The sequence below is a fragment of the Kitasatospora sp. Ki12 genome (assembly GCF_054601375.1).
Map to the genome: position 1 here is coordinate 2461782 of NZ_BAAIHT010000002.1, position 20176 is coordinate 2481957.

Below are 20176 nucleotides of genomic sequence, written 5' to 3' on the forward strand. Positions count from 1 at the left end.
GACCGGGCTCACGTTACACCAGATGAAAATGACTTCCATTTCGGTGTACGGTTTCGACCCAGCACCCCGAGACCCGCGACCCGGAACCCAGGACCCAGGACCCAGGACCCAGACGCCAGGAGGACGCCCCATGGCCCGCAGCGAACTGCGCCCCGTCATCAAGCTCCGCTCCACCGCCGGCACCGGCTTCACGTACGTGACCCGCAAGAACCGCCGCAACGACCCGGACCGGATGGTCCTGCGCAAGTACGACCCGGTCGCGGGCCGGCACGTCGACTTCCGCGAGGAGCGCTGACCGGCGGCGCCCGCACCCGACACCCGACACCCGACAAGAACCCCAGCACCCCGCAGGCCCCCGAGAGGAGCCCGTCCATGAAGCCCGGAATCCACCCCTCCTACCGCCCGGTCGTCTTCCGCGACAAGGTCGGCGGCCTCGCCTTCCTGACCCGGTCGACGGTCGGCAGCGACCGCACCGTCGAGTGGGAGGACGGCCGCACCTACCCGGTGATCGACGTCGAGATCTCCTCGGCGAGCCACCCCTTCTACACCGGCCAGTCCCGCGTGATGGACACCGCGGGCCGGGTCGAGCGCTTCCGCCGGCGCTACGGCGACCAGCACTGAGCCCGAGGAACTGAGCCCGAGGAACGCCGAACGGCACCTCCCCACCCGGGGAGGCGCCGTTCGGCGTGTGACGACGGGGGCCGGCGCGGCTCACTGCTCCTGCGGCGCCCAGCGCTTCTCGACCTTGGCGACCTTCCAGTACCCGATCGCCAGCGCCCAGACCACCACGAACAGCCCGGCGATCGCGTAGCCGACGTTGTCCAGCGAGATGTCCGCGATCCAGCCGCTCACCGGGTCGGTGAGGTCGAACTTCTCGTGCAGCACCCCGACCAGCTCGATGGTGCCGATGACGAAGGCCACCGCGATCGACAGCCCCGTGATGGTCAGGTTGTAGTACACCTTGCGCACCGGGTTCGAGAACGCCCACTGGTACGCGAAGTTCATGAAGGTCCCGTCCAGGGTGTCGAACAGGCTCATCCCCGCCGCGAACAGCAGCGGCAGGCAGACGATCGCGTACCAGGGCAGCCCGGAGGCCGCGCCGGAGCCCGCCATCACCATCAGGGTGACCTCGGTCGCGGTGTCGAAGCCCAGCCCCAGCACCATGCCGACCGGGAACATCTGCCCGGGCCGGGTGATCGAGCGGGTCGCCCGGTTCAGCACCCGGGCCATGAAGCCGCGCGAGTCCAGGTGCGCCTCCAGCTCCGCCTCGTCGTACTGCCCGGCCCGCATCGCCCGGAACACCTTGACGATGCCGAGCAGCGCCGCCAGGTTGAGCGCGCCGATCAGGTAGAGGAACACGCCGGAGGTGGTCGTCCCGACCACGCCGAGCCACTTGTGGGTGGTCGACTCGTCGTCCATCAGGGTGTTGGCCAGCTGCGCGCCGCCCGCCACCAGGGCGGCCATGATGACCACCATCGAGGAGTGCCCGAGGGCGAACCAGAAGCCCACCGAGACCGGCCGCTTACCGTCCGCCATCAGCTTGCGGGTGGTGTTGTCGATCACCGCGATGTGGTCGGCGTCGAAGGCGTGCCGCATGCCGAGGGTGTACGCGGTGATACCCAGGCCCACCCCGAAGACCTGGGTACCGACCGCGTACCGTTCGGGCGCCACCAGGAAGACGAGCGTCCCGAAGGCCACCACGTGCATGGCCAGGATCACCCCCATCAGCCCGGCCGTGCGGACGGTGTCCTCGCGCTTCCATCTGAAGCTGGGCAGCACGGACGGCGCCGCCTTGGCTTCCGCGGCGACGGTTTCGGGCAGGGTCATGTCCGGATCACGCTCCAACACCTCGTGGAATCACTTCGTGAAGTGCCGCGGCCGGTCTCCTGGCTTACGGGACATCCGGGTCCGCCTTCCCGGGTGCGCGAGGCGCCCAGTGGCTTCGTGGACACGGACTGAAATCCGTCGAGGACGAAGGAATTCACCCGATCACAGTGGCGAGGGCCGCTCCGGGCTGGGACCACTGAAGGTCCGTCACCGGTCTTCCCGAGCACCACGGCGGGCTACACCGTAGGGGTCCGCCCCCGACCCGTGCAAGGCTGCGCACCTGCGCAGGTGTCCAGGATCACAGCCCCCCGCCTGCAAGAATGCGGTCATGCATCTCGTACCGGCCGACCGCGCGGGCCACCGCACCATCGACGGACACCGGGTGTGCGAGGCCATCGCCGCGATCGGCGACACCGCGCACGTCCGGTCCTGGTCCGAGCGGTTCTCGCTGCTCTCCGACCCCGGACGGCTCGCCCTGCTGCTCGCCCTCCACCGGGCCGGCCCGCTCGCCGTCACCGACCTCGCGGTCGCCACCGGCATGCGCGACCCCGCCGTCTCCCAGGCCCTGCGGCTGCTCCGCACGGCCGGCGTGGTCACCGGCGACCGGGACGGACGTGTGGTGCGCTACCGGCTCGTGGACGAGGCCATGCGCCCCCTCCTCGACGAGTGCGCCGCCGCCGAGCACCACGAACCCACCGCCGCGGCGGGCTGACCACAGCTGCGGGCTGACCGACACTCGGGCGACAGCCGCCTGGCCGGCACCCCGGATGAGTACGATCATGGTGTGCCGTCCCACCCCCACGCCTGGCCCGCCGACCGCTGGAACACCCGACCGGTCAGAGCCCGCGTGCTGGCGGTCGCCCGCACCCTCACCTCGGCCACCCGGGTGCTGGACGTCCTCAGCCTGCTGAACCCCGACGGCATCGCCCGCTACTTCACCGTCAACCCCGGCTCCGCCTTCGCCGACCGCGCCCTGGACGAATACCTCCACGGCCTGCCCGGCTACACCGTGCTGGACTGGGAGGACGCCGTCCGGCACCGCTTCGACCTGGCCGTCGCCTGCGCCGTCCACGCCTCCATGCACCGGCTGGACGCCCGCCTCGTCGTCCTCCCGCACGGCGCCGGCTACAACCGCCTGGTCACCGAGTCCACCGGCGACGCGGTCAGCTCCGCCGGCCTGTCCCGCAACGAACTCACCCACCGCGGCCGGGTGTTCGTGGACGTCCTCGGCCTCTCCCACCCCGAACAGCTGGACCGGCTCCGGGCCTCCTGCCCCGAGGCCCTGGACGTCGCCCGCGTGGTCGGCGACCCGTGCTTCGACCGGATGCTGCGCAGCCTGCGCTCCCGCGACGCCTACCGCGCCGCGCTCGGCGCCGTCGACGGGCGGCGGCTCGTCGTCGTCAACTCCACCTGGAGCGAGCACTCGTTATTCGGCCGCCGCCCCGACCTGCCCCGGCGCCTGGTCCGCCGACTGCCCGCCGACGAGTACACCGTGGCCGTCGTCCTCCACCCCAACATCTGGAGCCGGCACGACCCCGAGGCCCTGCTCGACAGCGCCCGCCGGATGGGCCTGCGCCTGATCCCGCCCCACCAGGGCTGGCAGGCCGCCCTGGTCGCCGCCGACTGCCTGATCGGCGACCACGGCTCGGTCTCGGTCTACGGCGCCGCCCTGGAACGACCCACCGTGCTCGTCGCCACCGGCGCCGCCGAGCTCGACCCGCACTCCCCCACCTACGCCTTCGGCCAGGCCGCACCCGTGCTCGACCCCGACGGCGACCTCGCCGCCCAGCTCGAACTGGCCCTGCGCGACCAGGACCCGGCCACCCTGCGCCCGCTCACCGACCGCTCGCTCGGCGGACGCGGCCGCTCGGCCGAGCTGCTGCGCCCGCTGCTCTACTCCTTCCTGGAACAACTGGACGAACCCGAGGGCGAACCGCTCCTGCCGCCCTACCCCAAGCCCGTCCCCCGCCCCGGCACCACCGACGGGCCCACCGCGTACGACGTCGAGGGCACGACCGAGGGCACCGAGGTCAGCCTGCGGCGCTACCCCTTCGACCCGGGCGACCACACCCCGCGCGGCTTCCACGCCCTCACCGACGAGCACCCGGGCGACGCCCTGCGCTACACCGCCGAAGTCCTCGCCCGCACCGAGCCGCACGCCGAACGCCCGGCCGCCGACTGGCTCGCCGACACCGCCCTCGAACTGCCCGGCCTCGCCGTCGCGGTGGCCGCCCTCGGCCCGGCCCGCCACCTGCTCCGGCTGCACGGCGGCCTGCTGCTGGAGGCCCGCGCCGAACGGGGCTTCGGCTGCCCCGAACCCAGCCTCGACCCGCTGCTGCTCGGCTCGGCACTCGCCTGCTGGCTCGCCGACGGCGGCGACCCAGCCGGCCTGCCCGAACACGGCCTCACCGTCCGCACCGGCGAACACCGCACCCGGGTCTCCTTCACCACCGGTCCCTAGCCACCATCGATACCTAGCCCGCCAGCTCCCGCAGCCGGGCCCGGCTGCGCTCGGCCAGCTCCGGGTCGTCCAGTTCCGTGGCGAGGGAGACCAGCAGGGTGTGCGCCTGGGCCTCCTTGGCGTGCTGGCTCCGCTCCTTCGCCCTCCGGACGCAGTCCTCGGCGTGGGCGACGGCGGGAGAGAGCTGCCCCAGCGCCCGGTGGGCCCGGGCGGTCACCAGCGGCAGCTTCATCAGCATGTCGTCGTCCCCGGTGGCCCCGGCCCGCGCGGCGGCGCCGGCCAGCACGGTCAGCGCCTCGTCCGGGCGGCCGTCGGCGATCAGCGCCTGCGCCACGTTGTAGCTCTGCACGATCTCGCCGTGCGGGTCGCCCCGGTTCTCCTCCAGGGCCAGCGCGAACCGCTCCACCGCCCGGCCCGGACGGCCGTCGGCCAGACAGAGCAGGCCGTCCGTCTCGTGCAGCACCCCCGCCACCTGACGCCTGGTCACCAGCGGCAGCTGCTCCGCCGCCAGCGCCAGCTGCTCGGCGGCGAGCGGGTACTCCTTGCGCTCGTAGTGGGCGCGGGCCAGCTGGTTGCGCATCCGGACCACGGCGTCCGGCTGGTTGTCCCAGTGCGCCGACTCGACACCGAGCCGGTGGGTGGCGATCCAGTCCTGGTAGAGCTTGCGACCGTGGTACAGCGGCCAGAGCGACTCGCACAGCCGCCACACCTCGCCGTGCCAGCCCTGCTCGGCCGCCGCCTCCACCACCGCGCGCAGGTTGGCCCGCTCGGCGTGCAGCCACTCCAGCGCGGCGGCGCCGGACGGGAATCCCGGCAGCCCGTCGCCGCTCGGGTCCTGCAACCGCAGCCGGGGCCCCATCGCCCGGTCCGCCCGCGAGGCCCGGCCCCGGAAGTACGCCACCACCCGGGCGAGCAGTTCGGCCCGGTCCGGCAGTTCCCGGGCCCGGCCGTAGGCGTGCAGCCGCACCACGTCGTGGGCGCGGAAGCGCTTCTCGGACGGGTCGTCGTCCTCCACCTCGTCCACCAGGTGGGTGGCGCGCAGCTCCGACAGCACCCGCGCGGCCCGCTCGATGCCCGCCGCCTGGGCGAGTCCGGCCGACAGGAACGGGCCGGGGTGCACGCCGATCAGGTGGTAGAGCGCCTTGCCCTGCTCCGGCAGCCGCTCGTACACCGCGTCGTAGGTGGGGCCGAGGTCACTGTCCTCATCGTTCAGCACGGCCGACCGGCCCTCCCGGTCGTGGAGTTCGGCCACCACCTCACCGATCGGCAGGTTCTCGTGGTCCAGCAGCTGGCTGCCGACCACGCTCAGCGCGAGCGGAAGCCCGCCGCACAGCTCGACCAGCGCCGAGAGCTCTTCCTCGGTGCCGTGCTCGGAGCCCGGCCAGGTCCGCACCAGCTCGGCGCCGGCCTCCGGGCTCAGCGGCCCGAGCTGCCGCACCTCGGCGCCGTCCATCCGCAGGGCGGGCAGCCGTCGCCGGCTCGCGACCACCACCAGCCCGCCGGAGGGGAGCAGCGCTCTGACCTCGGCGGCGTGCTCGACGTTGTCGAGGAAGAACAGGCACCGGCGCCCGGCGGTGACCGTCCGGAACTTGGTGAACCGCTCGGCCTCCGCAGCGGGGGACTCGGTGCCGAGTGCGCGCAGGAAGCCCGCCAGCAGCTCCGGCAGATCCACCCCGCCCTGGTGCCGGTAGGCCTGGAGGTCCGCGTAGAGGTCCCCGCCCGGGAAGCGCGCCCGGTGCTCCTCCGTGAACCTGGCGATCAGTTCGGTCTTCCCGACCCCGCCGAGGCCGGTGAACACCACCACACCGAGCTCGCCCGTCTCGACCCGGCCCAGGGCGGCGGTCAGCGCGGCGAGTTCCGGCTCACGGTTGACGAACGGGCCGTGCGGCCGCCGGACCTGATGCGGTCTCGGCAGCTCCTCGGGCTGGTGGAGGTGCACCGAGCCGATGTGCTGGGCCTGCACCAGGTGGCCGCCCACCGTGGTGCCTGACACGGTGTTGGCCACGTCCCGCCGCTCCATCAGCCTGCTCCCTCCGGCCGGTCGGCCCCAGCCTACGGGCTGCGGACCGGCCCGACGGCCGGAATCCCCGCCTCAGGCCGTCTGGCAGGTCGGGCACCAGAAGAGGTTGCGCGCGGCGTGCTCCTCCGTCCGGACGTCCGTGCCGCAGACCAGGCAGGGCATGGCGGCCCGCCGGTAGACGTACACCTCGCCGCCGTGGTCGTCCACGCGGGGCGGGCGGCCCATCGCCTCGGGGGTGTGTTCGGGGCGGACGGTGTCGATCCGGCCGGCCGTGACGCCCTCGCGCATCAGCGCGACCAGGTCGGCCCAGATCGCGTCCCATTCCCGGCGGGTGAGGTCGCGCCCGGCCCGGTGCGGGTCGATGCCGTGCCGGAACAGCACCTCGGCCCGGTAGACGTTGCCCACCCCGGCCAGCACTTTCTGGTCCATCAGCAGCGCGGCGACCGTGGTGCGGCTGCCCGTGACCCGGCGCCAGGCGGCCTCCGGGTCGGCGTCGGCGCGCAGCGGGTCGGGGCCGAGCCGGGCGGCGACGGCGGCCTTCTGGCCGTCGGTGACGAGCGCGCAGGTGTTGGGGCCGCGCAGGTCCGCGTAGCCGTCCTCGCCCTCCAGCCGCAGCCGGACCAGGCCGACCGGCTCGGGCGCCGGGCCGGTGCCGAAGGTGAAGCCGCCGTAGAGGCCGAGGTGGATGTGCACCCAGGCGCCCTCCTCGAAGCCGAGGAAGAGGTGCTTGCCGGTGGCCTCGGCGCCGGTGAGCAGCTGTCCGTCGATCACCTTGGCCTCGTCGGCGAACCGGCCCTGCGGGCTGGAGACCCGGACCGGGCGGCCGCCGAAGGCGTTCCGGTTCTCGGCGGCGAGGCGGTGGATGATGTGGCCTTCCGGCACGGGCGTCAGCTCCCCGGGGCGTTCGACAGGACGGGCCGCTGGGCGGGCCCGAGGACGCCTCCATCATCGCAGCCGGCTCCGACACCCCCGCGAAGCCGCTGGTCAGCGGACCGGCATGCCCATCAGCCGGGCCAGGATGACGCGGTCCAGCTCGGCGGCCGTCCCGGCCACGTCCAGGTAGGAGTTGTCTATGATCGGCAGCCCGGAGTTGTACCAGCCGGCCATCCGCCCGTGGATCCGCGCCACTTCCTCGTCCCCGAGGCGCCGGTTGCCGTTGCGCCGGGCGTTGCGGCGCAGCACCGAGTCCAGGCTGGGCAGCAGCACGACGGGGAGCATGCCGGGGCCGATGTGCCGCTTCCAGCCGCCGAGGCCGATCGCCGGGCGGTCGGGGAAGACGGCGTCGTCGATGATGCAGGAGATGCCGTTGGCCAGGTAGTTGCGGCAGGCGAAGCCGCAGGTGCGGCGGGCCAGCCGGTACTGCGCTTCGGAGGCGTTGTTCCAGCCGGACTGCGGGTTGGCGAAGCCGGACTGCACCCACTCCCGTACGTCGTCCAGGCTGATGTGCGCGGTCGGGGTGGGCCGGCGCTCGGCCCAGTACCGGGCGACGGTGGTCTTCCCGGCCCCGGCGGGACCGATCAGCAGGACGGCGATCGGCCCGGTGGGCGCGTGCTGCTGCGGGTGGGCGGGCAGCTGGACCGGCGTCCCGGACGGCAGGACGAAGTGCCCGGTGCCGCCCGGGGGGACCGGCGGTCCGGCCACCGGGGCGGGCGCGACGGCGGCGGCGGGCGCCGGAGCCGGCACCGGGGCCTGAGTCGGGCCGGGCGCGGGCGAAGTGGCGGGCGCGGGAGCGGACGGTCCGGCCGGCGCGGGCCGCACCGGCGGCGGAGGCGGAACCGGCGGGTTCACCCCCGCGGCGCTCCCCGGCGGCACCGGCGGAGCGGCGGGACGCGGCGGGACGGGCCCACCTCCGGCGTACTGCGTCACGGCACCTCCCGACACCTCTCAGCGGGGACACTACACGGCGGCCCGGCGGCGGGCACAGTCCGCCGCCGGGCCGTGGCCGCCCACTCTCAGCGCGTGGTCAGCTGCTCGGCCAGCGCGCGCAGCGCCAGTTCGTACGAGCCGAGCCCGAAACCGGCGATGGTGCCGGAGGCCACCGCGGCGATCACCGAGGTGTGCCGGAAAGCCTCCCGGGCGTACGGGTTGGAGATGTGCACCTCGATCAGCGGCGCGGTGCGCTGCGCGGCGGCGTCCCGCATCGCGTACGAGTAGTGGGTGAACGCGCCCGGGTTGATCACCACGGGCACCTTCCCGTCGGCCGCCTCGTGCAGCCACTCCACCATCCGCTGCTCGGAGTTGGTCTCGTGCACCTCGACCTCGAAGCCGAACTCCTTGCCGAGCGCGGTGCAGCGCTCGACCAGCCCGGCGTACGAGGTGGCGCCGTAGACGTCCGGCTCGCGGCTGCCCAGCCGCCCGAGGTTGGGGCCGTTGAGCACCATCACCCGGGTCACGCCGAGACCTCCGCGTAGGCGGCGACCAGCAGGGACGGGTCGGGGCCCTCCAGCACGGAGGTCTTGGCGAGGCCGTCCAGGACGATGAAGCGGATCAGGTCGCCGCGCGACTTCTTGTCGATCTTCATCGCGTCCAGCAACTTCGGCCAGGCGTCCGCCCGGTAGCTCAGCGGCAGGCCGACGGAGGCCAGCACGGTGCGGTGCCGGTCGGCCGTCGCGTCGTCCAACCGGCCCGCCAGGCGGCCGAGTTCGGCGGCGTAGACCATGCCGATGGAGATCGCGGCGCCGTGCCGCCACTTGTACCGCTCGTTGCGCTCGATGGCGTGGCCGAGGGTGTGGCCGTAGTTGAGGATCTCGCGCTGCCCGGATTCCTTGAGGTCTCCGGAGACCACGTCGGCCTTGACCTGGATGGCGCGGCGGATCAGCTCGACGGTGTGCGGCCCGGCCGGGGTCTTGGCACCCTCGGGGTCGGCCTCGATCAGGTCGAGGATGACCGGGTCGGCGATGAAGCCGCACTTGATGACCTCGGCGAGCCCGGAGACGTAGTCGTGCTTGGGCACGGTCTCCAGGGTGCCGAGGTCGGCCAGCACGCCCACCGGCGGGTGGAAGGCGCCGACCATGTTCTTGCCCTCGGCGATGTTGATGCCGGTCTTGCCGCCGACGGCGGCGTCGACCATGCCGAGCAGCGTGGTGGGCATGGAGACCCAGCGCACGCCGCGCAGCCAGGTGGCGGCGACGAACCCGGCCAGGTCGGTGGTGGCACCGCCGCCGAGACCGACGACGACGTCGCTGCGGGTGAACCCGGTCTGCCCGAGCACCGACCAGCAGTACGCGGCGACCTCGGCGCTCTTGGCCTCCTCGGCGTTGGGCACCTGCAGCCCGATGGCCTCGTAGCCCTCGCCGGCCAGGTCCTCGCGGATGGCGTCGGCGGTGGCGGCCAGCGCCTCCGGGTGGATGATCGCGACCCGCTTCGCCCGGGTCCCGATCAGCGGTGCCAGCTCACCGAGCAGCTGGTGCCCGATCAGCACGTCGTACGGGTCGTGGCCGGCGCTTCCGCCGACGTGGATCCTGACGGTGGTGTCACTCATGGGGGGTCTTCAGCTCCAGTGCTTCCAGTACGGCGTCCGCGACCTGCTCGGGGGTGCGCCCGGCGGTGTCGACCACGGCGGTGGCCACCTCCAGGTAGAGGGGGCGGCGGGCCTCCATCAGCTCGCGCCAGCGGGCCCGCGGGTTGACGGCCAGCAGCGGGCGCGGGGCGTCCAGGCCGACCCGCTTGACCGCGTCGCCCAGCGGGACCTCCAGGAAGACCACCGGGAGTTCGCGCAGCAGCTCGCGGGTGGCGTCGGCCATCACCGCGCCGCCGCCGAGCGCCAGCACCCCGTCGTGTCCGGTGGCGGCTTCGCGGACGGCCGTCACCTCCAGCGCGCGGAAGTGGGGCTCGCCCTCGTCGACGAAGATCTCCGGGATGGGCTTGCCGGCGGTGGCCTCGATGTCGGCGTCGGTGTCCCGGAAGCCGACGCCCAGGCGCTCGGCCAGGGCCCGCCCGACGGTGGACTTGCCACTGCCGGGCGGACCGACCAGCACGACCACGGGGTGCGTCATCGGATGATCAGGTGGTCGAGGTAGCCCTGCACGTTGCGGCGGGTCTCGGAGACGTGGTCGCCGCCGAACTTCTCGTTGACCGCGTCGGCGAGCACCAGCGCGACCATCGCCTCGGCGACGATGCCCGCGGCCGGCACGGCGCAGACGTCCGAGCGCTGGTGGTGCGCCTTGGCCGGCTCACCGGTGCGCACGTCCAGGGTCTGCAGCGCCCGCGGCACGGTGGCGATCGGCTTCATCGCGGCGCGCACCCGCAGCACCTCACCGGTGGACAGGCCGCCCTCGGTGCCGCCGGAACGGCCGGAGGTGCGCTTGACGCCCTCGGGGGTCGGGACGATCTCGTCGTGCGCCTTGGAGCCCGGCACCCGGGCCAGGTCGAAGCCGTCGCCGACCTCGACGCCCTTGATGGCCTGGATGCCCATCAGCGCGGCGGCCAGCCGGGCGTCCAGCCGGCGGTCCCAGTGCACGTGCGAGCCGAGGCCCACCGGCACGCCGTACGCCAGCACCTCGACCACGCCGCCGAGGGTGTCGCCGTCCTTGTGGGCCTGGTCGATCTCGGCGACCATCGCCTTCGAGGCGTCGGCGTCCAGGCAGCGCACCGGGTCGGCGTCCAGCCGGGCCTCGTCCGAGGGCAGCGGCAGCACGCCGGCCGGCGCCTTGGCGGCGGCCAGCTCGACCACGTGGCTGACGATCTCGATCCCGGCCACCTCGCGCAGGTAGGCGCGGGCGACGGCGCCCAGCGCGACCCGCGCGGCCGTCTCCCGGGCGCTGGCGCGCTCCAGGATCGGCCGGGCCTCCTCGATCGAGTACTTCTGCATGCCCGCCAGGTCGGCGTGGCCGGGCCGGGGGCGGGTGAGCGCCTCGTTGCGGGCCAGGCCCGCCAGCACCTCGGGGTCGACCGGGTCGGCCGACATGACCTGCTCCCACTTCGGCCACTCGGTGTTGCCGACCATGATCGCGACCGGGCTGCCCATGGACAGGCCGTGCCGGACACCGCCGAGGAAGGTCACCTCGTCCTGCTCGAACTTCATCCGCGCCCCGCGGCCGTAACCGAGCCGACGGCGCGCCAGCGCGTCGGCCACCACGGCGGTGGTGACCGGTACACCGGCGGGCAGGCCTTCCAGCGTCGCGACGAGTGCGGGACCGTGCGACTCCCCCGCCGTCAGCCAGCGCAACGTACCCAACGGAGCTCCTTCATCAGCGGGCCGGCCCACGGCACCGCCGGGGCCCGCCCGAGCGTGCCTTCTGCCCGAATCCTTTCATGCCCCGGCGGCGCCCGGGGGCCAGAGTCCGCGTGACGGACGGCAACCGGCCACGAACCGTGCCGCGGACGGCCGGGCGGCGACGGCCGGACGTCCGGATGGCGGACACCCGGCGGCGCGGCGGGGTGCCACGACCGGCCCGGGAACCGTCCGGCCGCCGGGCTCAGTGCCCGGCGAGCGCCTTCTCCCCCGCCTCGCGCATCGCCGCCAGCGGCCCGGGCGTCCGCCCGGTGAAGGCCTCGCTCTGCAGCACCGCCTGGTGCACCAGCAGGTCCAGCCCGCCGAGGACGGTCGACCCGCGCTCGGCGCAGGCGGCGGCCAGCGCCGTCGGCCACGGGTGGTACAGCACGTCGAACAGCGCCCCGGGCGCGGCGGGCAGCGCGGCCGCGAAGCCGTCCGTCGCGCCGACCGGCGTGGTCGAGACGGTCAGCGGCCGCTCCAGTGCCTCGGCGCCGCGCTCCCAGTCGGCGGTGCGCACGACCACGCCCAGCCGCTCGCCCAGCTCGGCCATCTCCCGGGCCCGCTCGGGGCTGCGCACGTAGACCGTCACCTCGCCGGTGCAGATCTGGGCGAGCGCGGCCAGCGCCGAGGAGGCGGTGGCCCCGGCGCCCAGCACGGCGGCGGCGGACACCTCGGTGATCCCGCGCTCGCGCAGCGCGTTGACCAGCCCGGGGACGTCGGTGTTGTCCCCGGTGCGCCGGCCGTCGGCGGTGAACACCACGGTGTTGACCGCGTCGACCGAGCGGGCCGTCGCGCTGACCTCGTCGAGCAGCGGGATGATCGCCCGCTTCAGCGGCATGGTCAGCGACAGCCCCGCCCACTCGGCCTCGTCCAGCCCGGCGACGAAGCCGGGGAGCGCGGCCTCGTCGACCTCGAAGCGGTCGTAGCGCCAGCCGTCCAGCCCGAGCGCCGCGAAGGCGGCCCGGTGCAGGTCCGGCGAGAGCGAGTGGGCGATCGGCGAGCCGAGGACGGCCGCCCGGTGCTTGCTGGTCAACGCTGCCTCTCCATCGACTACCGTCCGGCCGGGGCTACTTGGTGGTGCAGTGGCCACGGGCCTCGTCGAAGCCCTGCCCGGCCGCCTGGCAGTACTCCTTGACGTTGGCGTAGTGCTCCTTGCTCGTCTCGGCGAACCGGGTGTGCTGCGGGTCCATCGCGATGAAGTACAGCCACTTGCCGTCGGCCGGGTGGAGCACCGCGTTCAGCGCGTCGTCCCCGGGATTGGAGATCGGCGTCGGCGGCAGGCCCGGGTTGACGTAGGTGTTGTACTTGTTGGACGCGTTGTCCATGTCGCTCTTGTTGAGCTCCTTGCGGCCCAGCGAGTACTGGAGCGTGGTGTCCATGCCGAGCCGGTGGTTGATCTCGCCGCCGGCGGCCAGCCGGTTCTGGATGGTCTTGGCCATCTTGGCGAAGTCCTCCGGGTTGTTGCCCTCGCGCTGGAGGATGCTCGCCTCGATGATCACCTCGTACCCGGTCTTTAGCCCCACCGAGGCGGCCTGGGCGTCCAGGCCCGCGTACTTCTCGGTGGCGTTCTTCACCATCTGCTTGAGCAGGTCCTCGGGCTTCATACCGTCGGCGATGTTGTAGCGGGTCGGCCAGAGGAAGCCCTCGATGTTGCCGTTCGCATACGCCGGCAGGCCGAGGTCGTTGAGCTGGGCCTTCGCGACGCCCGCCGTGGTGCCCTTCTGGAGCTTCAGCTTGTCGTCGATCTTGGCGTAGATCTCGGAGGAGTTCTTGCCCTCCGGGATCACCATCGCCGCGCCGCCCGCCTGGTCGAGCAGCTCCTTGAGCGCGGCGGCCGCCGACATCTCCTTCTTCATCTCATAGAAGCCCGGCTGGACGGTGATGCACTTGGGCTCGGCCTTGCAGGCCTCGGAGAACGCGTCGACGCTCTTGACCACGCCGGCGCTCTTCAGCGCCAGGCCGATCTGCCCGGCGACCGCGTCCTTCTTGACCTCGAACTGGACGGAGCCGGTGCCCTCGCCGGTGAAGTCCGGCGCCGGGCCGAAGTGGTCCTGGTAGAAGCCGTAGCCCCACCAGCCGGCGCCGCCCACGGCGCCGAGCAGCACCACGGCGACCAGCAGGCAGGCGCCGCCGTTGCGCCGGCCCGACTGCTTACCCTTCTCCTTGCGCTTCTTCTTCGCCTCGCGGGAGTCGTCCTGCTCACCGAGGAAGCCGGACTCCTGGTGCTCGGCCTCCTGCTCCAGGTACCCGCCGTCCTCGTGGTGGCCGTCCTGGTGGCCGTCCCACTCGTCCGTCGCGCCGTCCTGCGCACCGCCGACCGGGTCGGCACCGGACTCCAGCGCGGCGGCCTCGGCCTCCCAGTCGATGCCGTCCGGACCGGGGCCCGAAGCGGGCGCGGGCGCCGGCGCCGCCTGCGGCCGGGCCTGCTGCTGTTGCTGCGGCACGGCCTGCTGCTGCATACCGGGCTGCTGCGGCATCCCCTGCTGCTGCATGCCGGGCTGCTGCATGCCGCCCTGCTGACCGCCCGGGTACCCCTGCTGCTGGTAACCCTGCTGCTGGAACGCCTGCTCCGGCATCTGCTGCTGCGGGTAGCCCTGCTGCATCTGCTGCTGCGGATACCCCTGCTGCGCGTGGCCCTGCGGGACGAAGCCCTGCTGACCGCCCGGGTACCCCTGCTGCTGGTACCCCTGCTGCTGGAACGCCTGCTGCTGCATGCCGGGCTGCTGCGGGTAGCCCTGCTGCATCTGCTGCTGCGGATACCCCTGCGCGTCCCCGTACGGCTGTTGGACCTGCTGGCCGTGCTGTCCGTGCTGGCCCTGGTGCTCCTGCTGCGGGTACTGCTGCTGCCACTGGCCGTCCTGCTGGCCGGGGACCGGCTGCCGGCCGTCGTACCCGGGATCACCGGGGTGCCACGGCTCGCCCTGGGGGGCGTAGCCCCCACCCAGATCGGTCATTGATCCCCTTAACCGACGTGACGGCCGGCGGATCGGACCGGCCGTCCGGGACGGATCCGTCCCGGCTGATTCTCGAACCGGCGTGCTAGCGCAGCGCCTGGGGAGAGACGTTACCGTACCGCAGCCTTACCCCCGGCCGGGCGAACGTGCCGTCAGCGGGCGACCTCACGGAGGGGACACAAGATCACTACGGGGTCGCCGCACCCGCGCCGGAGGGAGCCCCGGGCGCCGTTCCGGGCGCGGGTACAGAGGCTCCGGGCACGGACGCGGCAGCCGACGCGGGCGCCGAGGCCGGGGCGCTCGGCTTCGCCGCCGCCCGGTTGGCGTTGAACTCCGCGACGTTGCGCTGCTGCACGTCGAAGCTGTCGGTGAACCGGGTGTCCCCGGGCTTCACGGTGACGAAGTACAGCCAGTCCCCCGGCGTCGGGTCCAGTGCCGCCATGACCGCCTGCCGCCCGGGGTTGGAGATCGGGGTCGGCGGCAGCCCGGGGTGCAGGTAGGTGTTGTACGGGGAGTCCAGCCTGGTCTCGGTGACGCTGGTGTTCAGGGTCGACCGGCCGAGCGCGTAGTTGATCGTGGAGTCCAGCTGCAGCGGCATACCCTTGGCCAGCCGGTTGTAGATGACCCGGGCCACCTTGCCCATGTCCTCGGTGTTGTCGGCCTCGCCCTGGACCATGCTGGCCACGGTGACCAGCCCGTACACGCTCTGCCCGAGGTTCTGGGCGACGACGCCGGCGTCGTCCCGGCTGTACTCCTTGCCGGCCCGCTCCACCATCTGTTTCAGCAGGTCGATCGCGGTGGTCCCGTCGGTGACGCTGTACGTCGCCGGGAACAGGTAGCCCTCGGGGCTGCCGTTGGTGAAGTCGGGCAGGCCCAGCTCGGCGCCCTGCTCCTGGGCGGCGCGCTGGGTGGTGCCGTCCGGGAGGCCGAGCTTCTTGTCGACGGCCGCGTAGATCTGGTAGCCGCGCCAGCCCTCGGGGATGGTCAGGCCGTTGGCGTTGGCCGGGTCGATCAGGACGGCGAGCGCCGCCACCGCCGACATCTTCTGCTTCAGCGTGTACGTCCCGGGCTGGATCCGTCCGGCCGCGGCCGCGCTGCCCTTCGCGGCCCGGGTGAAGGCGAGCGAGCTGGCCACCACACCGTTGCGGACCAGCGCGGACGCGATCTGGGACAGGCCCGCGCCCTCCGGCACCGAGACCTGGACGCTGCCGGTGCCCTGCCCGCCGAAGTCGGCGGCGGCCGGCGGCCGGCGCTGCGCCTGGAACCAGGTGTACCCGGTCAGTCCGATCCCGCCGAACACCGCGATCAGGGCGAGCGCGGTGAGCCCGCAGGCCAGCCCGTTACGCCGTCGGTGCGGATCCGGCGCATCGAAGCGCGGACGGGGCGCGGACGGCGGGCGGCCCTCCGGCTCCAGTACCGGCGCACCCAGGTGTCCGGGGGTGAGCCCCGGGTGGAAGTCCTGGTCGGTCATGGCGCGCGTCCCCTCGGCGGTCCCAGATCGGTCCGGATCGATCTCCATCGATCCACGACGACATCGGAAACGAACGAAAGAGGGGTCCGTGCGGACGCGTCCGCACGGACCCCTCAACGGGACGTTAGATCAGGCTGCTCAGCCGACCGCCTCGACGCTCTCACCGGGCGGGCGTCCGCTCACCCGTTCGGACTCAAGGGCGGTCTGCAGGATCACCACCGCGGCGGCCTGGTCGACCACCGAGCGGCCCTTCTTCGCCTTGACCCCGGAGGCGCGCAGCCCGTGGGTCGCGGTGACGGTCGACATCCGCTCGTCCACCAGCCGCACCGGCACCGGGTAGAGCCGGTTGGCCAGCCGCACCGCGTACGCGCGGACCTTCTCCGCCGCCGGGCCCTCCTTGCCGCTCAGCGAGCGGGGCAGCCCGACGATCACCTCCACCGCGTCGTACTCCTCGACGATGGCGGCGATCCTGGCCTGCGACTTCACCCCCGCCGGCACGGTCTCCACGGGCGTGGCGAGCACCCCGTCGGGGTCGCAGGACGCGACCCCGATCCGGGCGTCACCGACGTCGACGGCGATCCGCCGCCCACGCCGGAAGGGGCGCTCCTCCTGGACGGGCTCCATCAGCTGGCGCGCTCCGCGACCAGGCCGCGCACCGCGGCGATGGCCTCGCCGACCGCGGCCGCGTTGGAGCCGCCGCCCTGGGCGACGTCGTCCTTGCCGCCACCGCCGCCGCCGAGGGTCTTGGCGGCGGTCCGGACCAGCTCGCCGGCCTTGATGCCGCGGCCGCGGGCGTCCTCGTTGGTGGCGATCACGGTCAGCGGACGGTCGTTGGCCACCGTGAACGCGGCGACCACGGCCGGGCGCGAGCCCAGCCGGCCGCGCACGTCCAGGACCAGCTTGCGCAGCTCGTCGGCGCCCACGCCGTCGGCGACCTGGGCGGCGACCACGGCGATGCCGTGCACGTCCTCGGCCGAGTCGGCCAGGCCCGCCGCGGCGGCCAGCACCTTCTCGGCGCGGAAGCGCTCGATCTCCTTCTCGGCGTCCTTGAGCTTGGCGAGCATGCCCGAGATCTTCTCCGGCAGCTCCTCCGGGCGGCCCTTGACCAGCTCGGTGAGCTGGGCGACCACGGTGTGCTCACGGGCCAGGAACTTGTACGCGTCGACGCCGACCAGCGCCTCCACCCGGCGCACGCCGGAGCCGATCGAGGACTCGCCGAGCAGCTTCACCAGGCCCAGCTGGGCGGTGTTGCCGACGTGGGTGCCACCGCACAGCTCCTTGGAGAAGTCGCCGATGGTGACGACCCGGACCTCGTCGCCGTACTTCTCGCCGAACATCGCGATGGCGCCGGCCTTGCGGGCCTGGTCCATCGTCATGACCTCGGCGGTGACGTCGAGCTCGCGGCCCAGCACGTCGTTGATCTTCTGCTCGACGTCGACCAGCACGCTGCCCGGGACGGCGGCGGGCGAGCCGAAGTCGAAACGGAAACGGCCGGGGGCGTTCTCGGAGCCGGCCTGGGCGGCCGTCGGGCCGAGCGCGTCGCGCAGCGCCTGGTGGGTCAGGTGGGTGGCCGAGTGGGCGCGGGCGATCGCCCGGCGGCGCTCGGTGTCGATCGTGGCGTACGCCGCTGCGCCCAGCACGACCTCGCCGAACAGCACGCCGCCCGAGTGCACGATGACGCCCGGGACGGGCTGCTGCACGTCGCGGATCTCCACCACCGCGCCGGACTCCAGCCGGATCCGGCCGTGGTCGGCGAGCTGGCCGCCGCCCTCGGCGTAGAACGGGGTGCGGTCGAGGATGAGCTCGACCTCGTCGCCCTCGGAGGCGGCCGGCGACGGGACGCCGTCCACCAGCAGGCCGACGACGGTGGCCTCGCCCTCGGTCAGGTTGTAGCCGGTGAAGACGCTCGCGCCGGACTTGTCGGCGACCTCGCGGTACGCGGCGACGTCGGCGTGGCCCATCTTCTTGGCCTTGGCGTCCGCCTTGGCCCGGTCCCGCTGCTCCTGCATCAGGCGGCGGAAGCCGGCCTCGTCGACCTGGAGGCCCTGCTCCTCGGCCATCTCCAGGGTGAGGTCGATCGGGAAGCCGTAGGTGTCGTGCAGCTTGAACGCCTGCTCGCCGGAGAGCACCGCGCCGCCGGCCTGCTTGGTCTCGGTGACCGCGGTGTCCAGCAGGCTGGTGCCGGCCTTCAGGGTCTGCAGGAAGGCCGCCTCCTCGCCGGCGACGACCGTCTCGATGCGCTTGCGCTCGGTCTCCAGCTCCGGGTACTGCGGCGCCATCGCCTTGATCGCGATGTCCGTGAGGTCCTTGGCCACCACTCCGGTCGCGCCCAGCAGGCGCATGTTGCGGATGGCGCGGCGCAGGATGCGGCGCAGCACGTAGCCGCGGCCCTCGTTGCCGGGGGTGACGCCGTCGCCGATCAGCATCAGCGCGGTGCGGATGTGGTCGGTGACCACGCGCAGCGAGACGTCCGCCTTGTGGTCGGCACCGTAGGTGTGGCCGGTGAGCTCGGCGGCGCGGTCGAGGATCATCCGGCTGGTGTCGATCTCGAAGAGGTTGTCGACGCCCTGCAGGATGGCGGCGAGGCGCTCCAGGCCGAGGCCGGTGTCGATGTTCTTGCTCGGCAGGTCGCCGAGGATCTCGAAGCCGTCCTTCCCGTCGCCGTGGCCGCGCTCGTACTGCATGAAGACCAGGTTCCAGATCTCCAGGTAGCGCTCGCCATTGACGGCCGGGCCGCCCTCCTCGCCGTACGCGGGGCCGCGGTCGTAGTTGATCTCCGAGCACGGGCCGCACGGGCCGGGGACGCCCATCGACCAGAAGTTGTCCTTCATGCCGAGGCGCTGGATGCGCTCGGAGGGGACGCCGATGACGTCACGCCAGATCAGCTCGGCCTCGTCGTCGTCCTTGTAGACGGTGATCCAGAGCTTCTCCTTCTCCAGGCCGTAGCCACCGTCCGCGACGGGCGTGGTGAGCAGCTCCCACGCGAACTTGATGGCTCCTTCCTTGAAGTAGTCGCCGAAGGAGAAGTTGCCGCACATCTGGAAGAAGGAGCCGTGCCGGGTGGTCTTCCCGACCTCCTCGATGTCCAGGGTGCGCACGCACTTCTGGACGCTGGTGGCGCGCGAGAACTGCGGCTTGACCTCGCCCAGGAAGTAGGGCTTGAACGGCACCATGCCGGCGTTGACGAGCAGCAGGGTGGGGTCGTCGGCGACCAGGGACGCCGACGGAACGACGGTGTGGCCGCGCTCCTCGAAGAAGCGCAGCCAGCGGCGGCGGATCTCAGCCGACTCCATTATTGGTCCTTCCGGTTCGGGGTGCCGCCCCGCTGCGGCAGGGCGCGGCGGGGCGTTTCTTCAGTGGTCCTGGGGGTGGTGCGGGCACTGCGGGCGGGGGGCAGGGCGGCGGCCGGGCTGCCGGGCGCCGCCGAGATAGCTCGGTACTGGGGCTCTCCCCTGAGCACCCGGCGCTGCCGCGGCTCCACCGCGGCGGTGCCGTGCAGCCCGAGGTCGTCCTTGAGCTGCTCCTCGCGCTCGGCCATGCCGGCCTTCACGTCCTGGGCGAACTGCTTGGCGAGGTCGCCCAGGTGCAGCGCACCGCGCGCGGCGGTGCCGGAGAGGCTGTCCGGGGTGAGCTTCTGCACGGCGCCGTTGGCCTTGTTCATGGCCCACACGGCGGCGCCGGCACCGACCGCCATCCAGAAGATGCGTGCCATGCCCGTCAGCCCCTCACCGCTCGCCGGACCCTGGAGAGGAAACCGCCCCTGGGCGCGGTCGCGGCGCGCACCTCGGCCCGGATCAGCCGGGCCAGTTCCTCGCGCTCGCCGGTCTGCAGCGGTACGGACGGCAGGCCGCCCTGCTGCTTGGCGACGGCCTTGCGGACGCCGTAGCTGAAGGCCGCGACCTTCACCAGCGGTCCGCCCAGGGTGGCGGCCACGGTGGAGGAGAGCGCGTTGGCGTTGGCGGCGGCGTCCTGCACGTTGGCGGTGATCTCGTCCACCCGCTCCAGCTGCTCGTTGGCGCTGCGCACCGCGGTGCCCGCGTCGGCCAGCAGCGGCACGGCCTGTTCGGTGACCGCGGAGACCAGGACGGTGGCTTCCTTCAGCACCCGGGAGAGGCGGACCAGCACGACGGCGAGCAGGGTGACCAGGACCGCCCAGAACACGGCGACGAGCAATCCGGCCAGCTCTCCCACGGACACCTTTGCGCGCTCCCTCACCTTGCAGTTCTCC

Annotated in this window: 20 protein-coding genes and 1 riboswitch; of the genes, 5 read left to right on the plus strand and 15 right to left on the minus strand. The window is 73.1% G+C overall.

Annotated features, from left to right (window positions below):
- Positions 1-130 precede the first annotated feature (130 nt).
- Both rpmG and ACYP53_RS28405 read left to right on the plus strand, forming a co-directional pair.
- Positions 131-295, plus strand: coding sequence for a 50S ribosomal protein L33 (rpmG, locus tag ACYP53_RS28400; protein WP_097238718.1), 165 nt, complete (start codon positions 131-133; stop codon positions 293-295).
- A gap of 77 nt (positions 296-372) precedes the next feature.
- Positions 373-621: a type B 50S ribosomal protein L31 gene (locus ACYP53_RS28405; RefSeq protein ID WP_459649517.1), complete on the plus strand. Its 249-nt coding sequence runs from the start codon at positions 373-375 to the stop codon at positions 619-621.
- A gap of 90 nt (positions 622-711) precedes the next feature.
- Here ACYP53_RS28405 and nicT read toward each other — a convergent pair whose 3' ends face one another.
- Entirely contained in the window at positions 712-1827 is a 1116-nt protein-coding gene (gene nicT / locus ACYP53_RS28410) for a Nickel transporter NicT (RefSeq protein WP_459649518.1), read from the minus strand.
- A 32-nt stretch (positions 1828-1859) separates the two neighbouring features.
- Positions 1860-2073, minus strand: a riboswitch (cobalamin riboswitch).
- Between the two features lie 82 nt (positions 2074-2155).
- On the opposite strand from nicT, the gene ACYP53_RS28415 reads away from it, so the two are divergent.
- Complete coding sequence (locus ACYP53_RS28415; protein WP_189916692.1) at positions 2156-2539, plus strand: ArsR/SmtB family transcription factor; 384 nt, start codon at positions 2156-2158, stop codon at positions 2537-2539.
- A 72-nt stretch (positions 2540-2611) separates the two neighbouring features.
- Positions 2612-4288, plus strand: a complete 1677-nt coding sequence (locus ACYP53_RS28420) for a hypothetical protein (RefSeq protein ID WP_459649519.1) — start codon at positions 2612-2614, stop codon at positions 4286-4288.
- A 13-nt stretch (positions 4289-4301) separates the two neighbouring features.
- Here ACYP53_RS28420 and ACYP53_RS28425 read toward each other — a convergent pair whose 3' ends face one another.
- From ACYP53_RS28425 to mltG (ACYP53_RS28465), 9 genes are all read right to left on the minus strand, one after another.
- A complete protein-coding gene (locus ACYP53_RS28425) occupies positions 4302-6308 on the minus strand; it encodes an AAA family ATPase (RefSeq protein ID WP_459649520.1) in 2007 nt (668 codons plus the stop codon).
- A gap of 72 nt (positions 6309-6380) precedes the next feature.
- Positions 6381-7190, minus strand: coding sequence for an Fpg/Nei family DNA glycosylase (locus ACYP53_RS28430; protein ID WP_459649521.1), 810 nt, complete (start codon positions 7188-7190; stop codon positions 6381-6383).
- Positions 7191-7292: 102 nt separating this feature from the next.
- Positions 7293-8189, minus strand: coding sequence for an AAA family ATPase (locus ACYP53_RS28435; RefSeq protein ID WP_459649522.1), 897 nt, complete (start codon positions 8187-8189; stop codon positions 7293-7295).
- 71 nt (positions 8190-8260) lie between these two features.
- Positions 8261-8689 carry a type II 3-dehydroquinate dehydratase gene (aroQ, locus tag ACYP53_RS28440; RefSeq protein WP_189917278.1) on the minus strand — a complete coding sequence of 143 codons (429 nt, stop codon included), beginning with the start codon at positions 8687-8689 and terminating at the stop codon, positions 8261-8263.
- A gap of 8 nt (positions 8690-8697) precedes the next feature.
- Positions 8698-9789, minus strand: coding sequence for a 3-dehydroquinate synthase (aroB, locus tag ACYP53_RS28445; RefSeq protein WP_189916684.1), 1092 nt, complete (start codon positions 9787-9789; stop codon positions 8698-8700).
- On the minus strand, positions 9782-10303 hold the full coding sequence (locus tag ACYP53_RS28450) for a shikimate kinase (RefSeq protein ID WP_189916682.1): 522 nt from the start codon (positions 10301-10303) through the stop codon (positions 9782-9784). Before ACYP53_RS28450 ends, aroB begins: the two co-directional genes overlap by 8 nt.
- Positions 10300-11484, minus strand: a complete 1185-nt coding sequence (gene aroC, locus ACYP53_RS28455; RefSeq protein WP_189916680.1) for a chorismate synthase — start codon at positions 11482-11484, stop codon at positions 10300-10302. Before aroC ends, ACYP53_RS28450 begins: the two co-directional genes overlap by 4 nt.
- A gap of 241 nt (positions 11485-11725) precedes the next feature.
- Positions 11726-12556, minus strand: a complete 831-nt coding sequence (locus tag ACYP53_RS28460; RefSeq protein ID WP_459649523.1) for a shikimate dehydrogenase — start codon at positions 12554-12556, stop codon at positions 11726-11728.
- Between the two features lie 34 nt (positions 12557-12590).
- Positions 12591-13982, minus strand: a complete 1392-nt coding sequence (gene mltG / locus ACYP53_RS28465) for an endolytic transglycosylase MltG (RefSeq protein WP_459649524.1) — start codon at positions 13980-13982, stop codon at positions 12591-12593.
- On the opposite strand from mltG (ACYP53_RS28465), the gene ACYP53_RS28470 reads away from it, so the two are divergent.
- On the plus strand, positions 13956-14480 hold the full coding sequence (locus ACYP53_RS28470; protein WP_459649525.1) for a hypothetical protein: 525 nt from the start codon (positions 13956-13958) through the stop codon (positions 14478-14480). The two genes, mltG (ACYP53_RS28465) and ACYP53_RS28470, sit on opposite strands and share 27 nt — an antisense overlap.
- Before the next feature lie 184 nt (positions 14481-14664).
- On the opposite strand, the gene mltG (ACYP53_RS28475) is transcribed toward ACYP53_RS28470, so the two are convergent.
- The 5 genes from mltG (ACYP53_RS28475) to ACYP53_RS28495 all read right to left on the minus strand — a co-directional run bounded on the left by mltG (ACYP53_RS28475) (position 14665) and on the right by ACYP53_RS28495 (position 20145).
- Positions 14665-15948: an endolytic transglycosylase MltG gene (mltG, locus tag ACYP53_RS28475; protein WP_459649526.1), complete on the minus strand. Its 1284-nt coding sequence runs from the start codon at positions 15946-15948 to the stop codon at positions 14665-14667.
- Between the two features lie 138 nt (positions 15949-16086).
- Positions 16087-16572 carry a Holliday junction resolvase RuvX gene (gene ruvX / locus ACYP53_RS28480; RefSeq protein ID WP_189916664.1) on the minus strand — a complete coding sequence of 162 codons (486 nt, stop codon included), beginning with the start codon at positions 16570-16572 and terminating at the stop codon, positions 16087-16089.
- Positions 16572-19241, minus strand: a complete 2670-nt coding sequence (gene alaS / locus ACYP53_RS28485) for an alanine--tRNA ligase (RefSeq protein ID WP_189916662.1) — start codon at positions 19239-19241, stop codon at positions 16572-16574. The genes ruvX and alaS overlap by 1 nt, the downstream gene beginning before the upstream one ends.
- Positions 19241-19660, minus strand: coding sequence for a DUF6167 family protein (locus ACYP53_RS28490; protein ID WP_459649527.1), 420 nt, complete (start codon positions 19658-19660; stop codon positions 19241-19243). Before ACYP53_RS28490 ends, alaS begins: the two co-directional genes overlap by 1 nt.
- Positions 19661-19665: 5 nt before the next feature.
- Positions 19666-20145: a DUF948 domain-containing protein gene (locus ACYP53_RS28495; protein WP_189916658.1), complete on the minus strand. Its 480-nt coding sequence runs from the start codon at positions 20143-20145 to the stop codon at positions 19666-19668.
- Between the last annotated feature and the right edge of the window lie 31 nt (positions 20146-20176).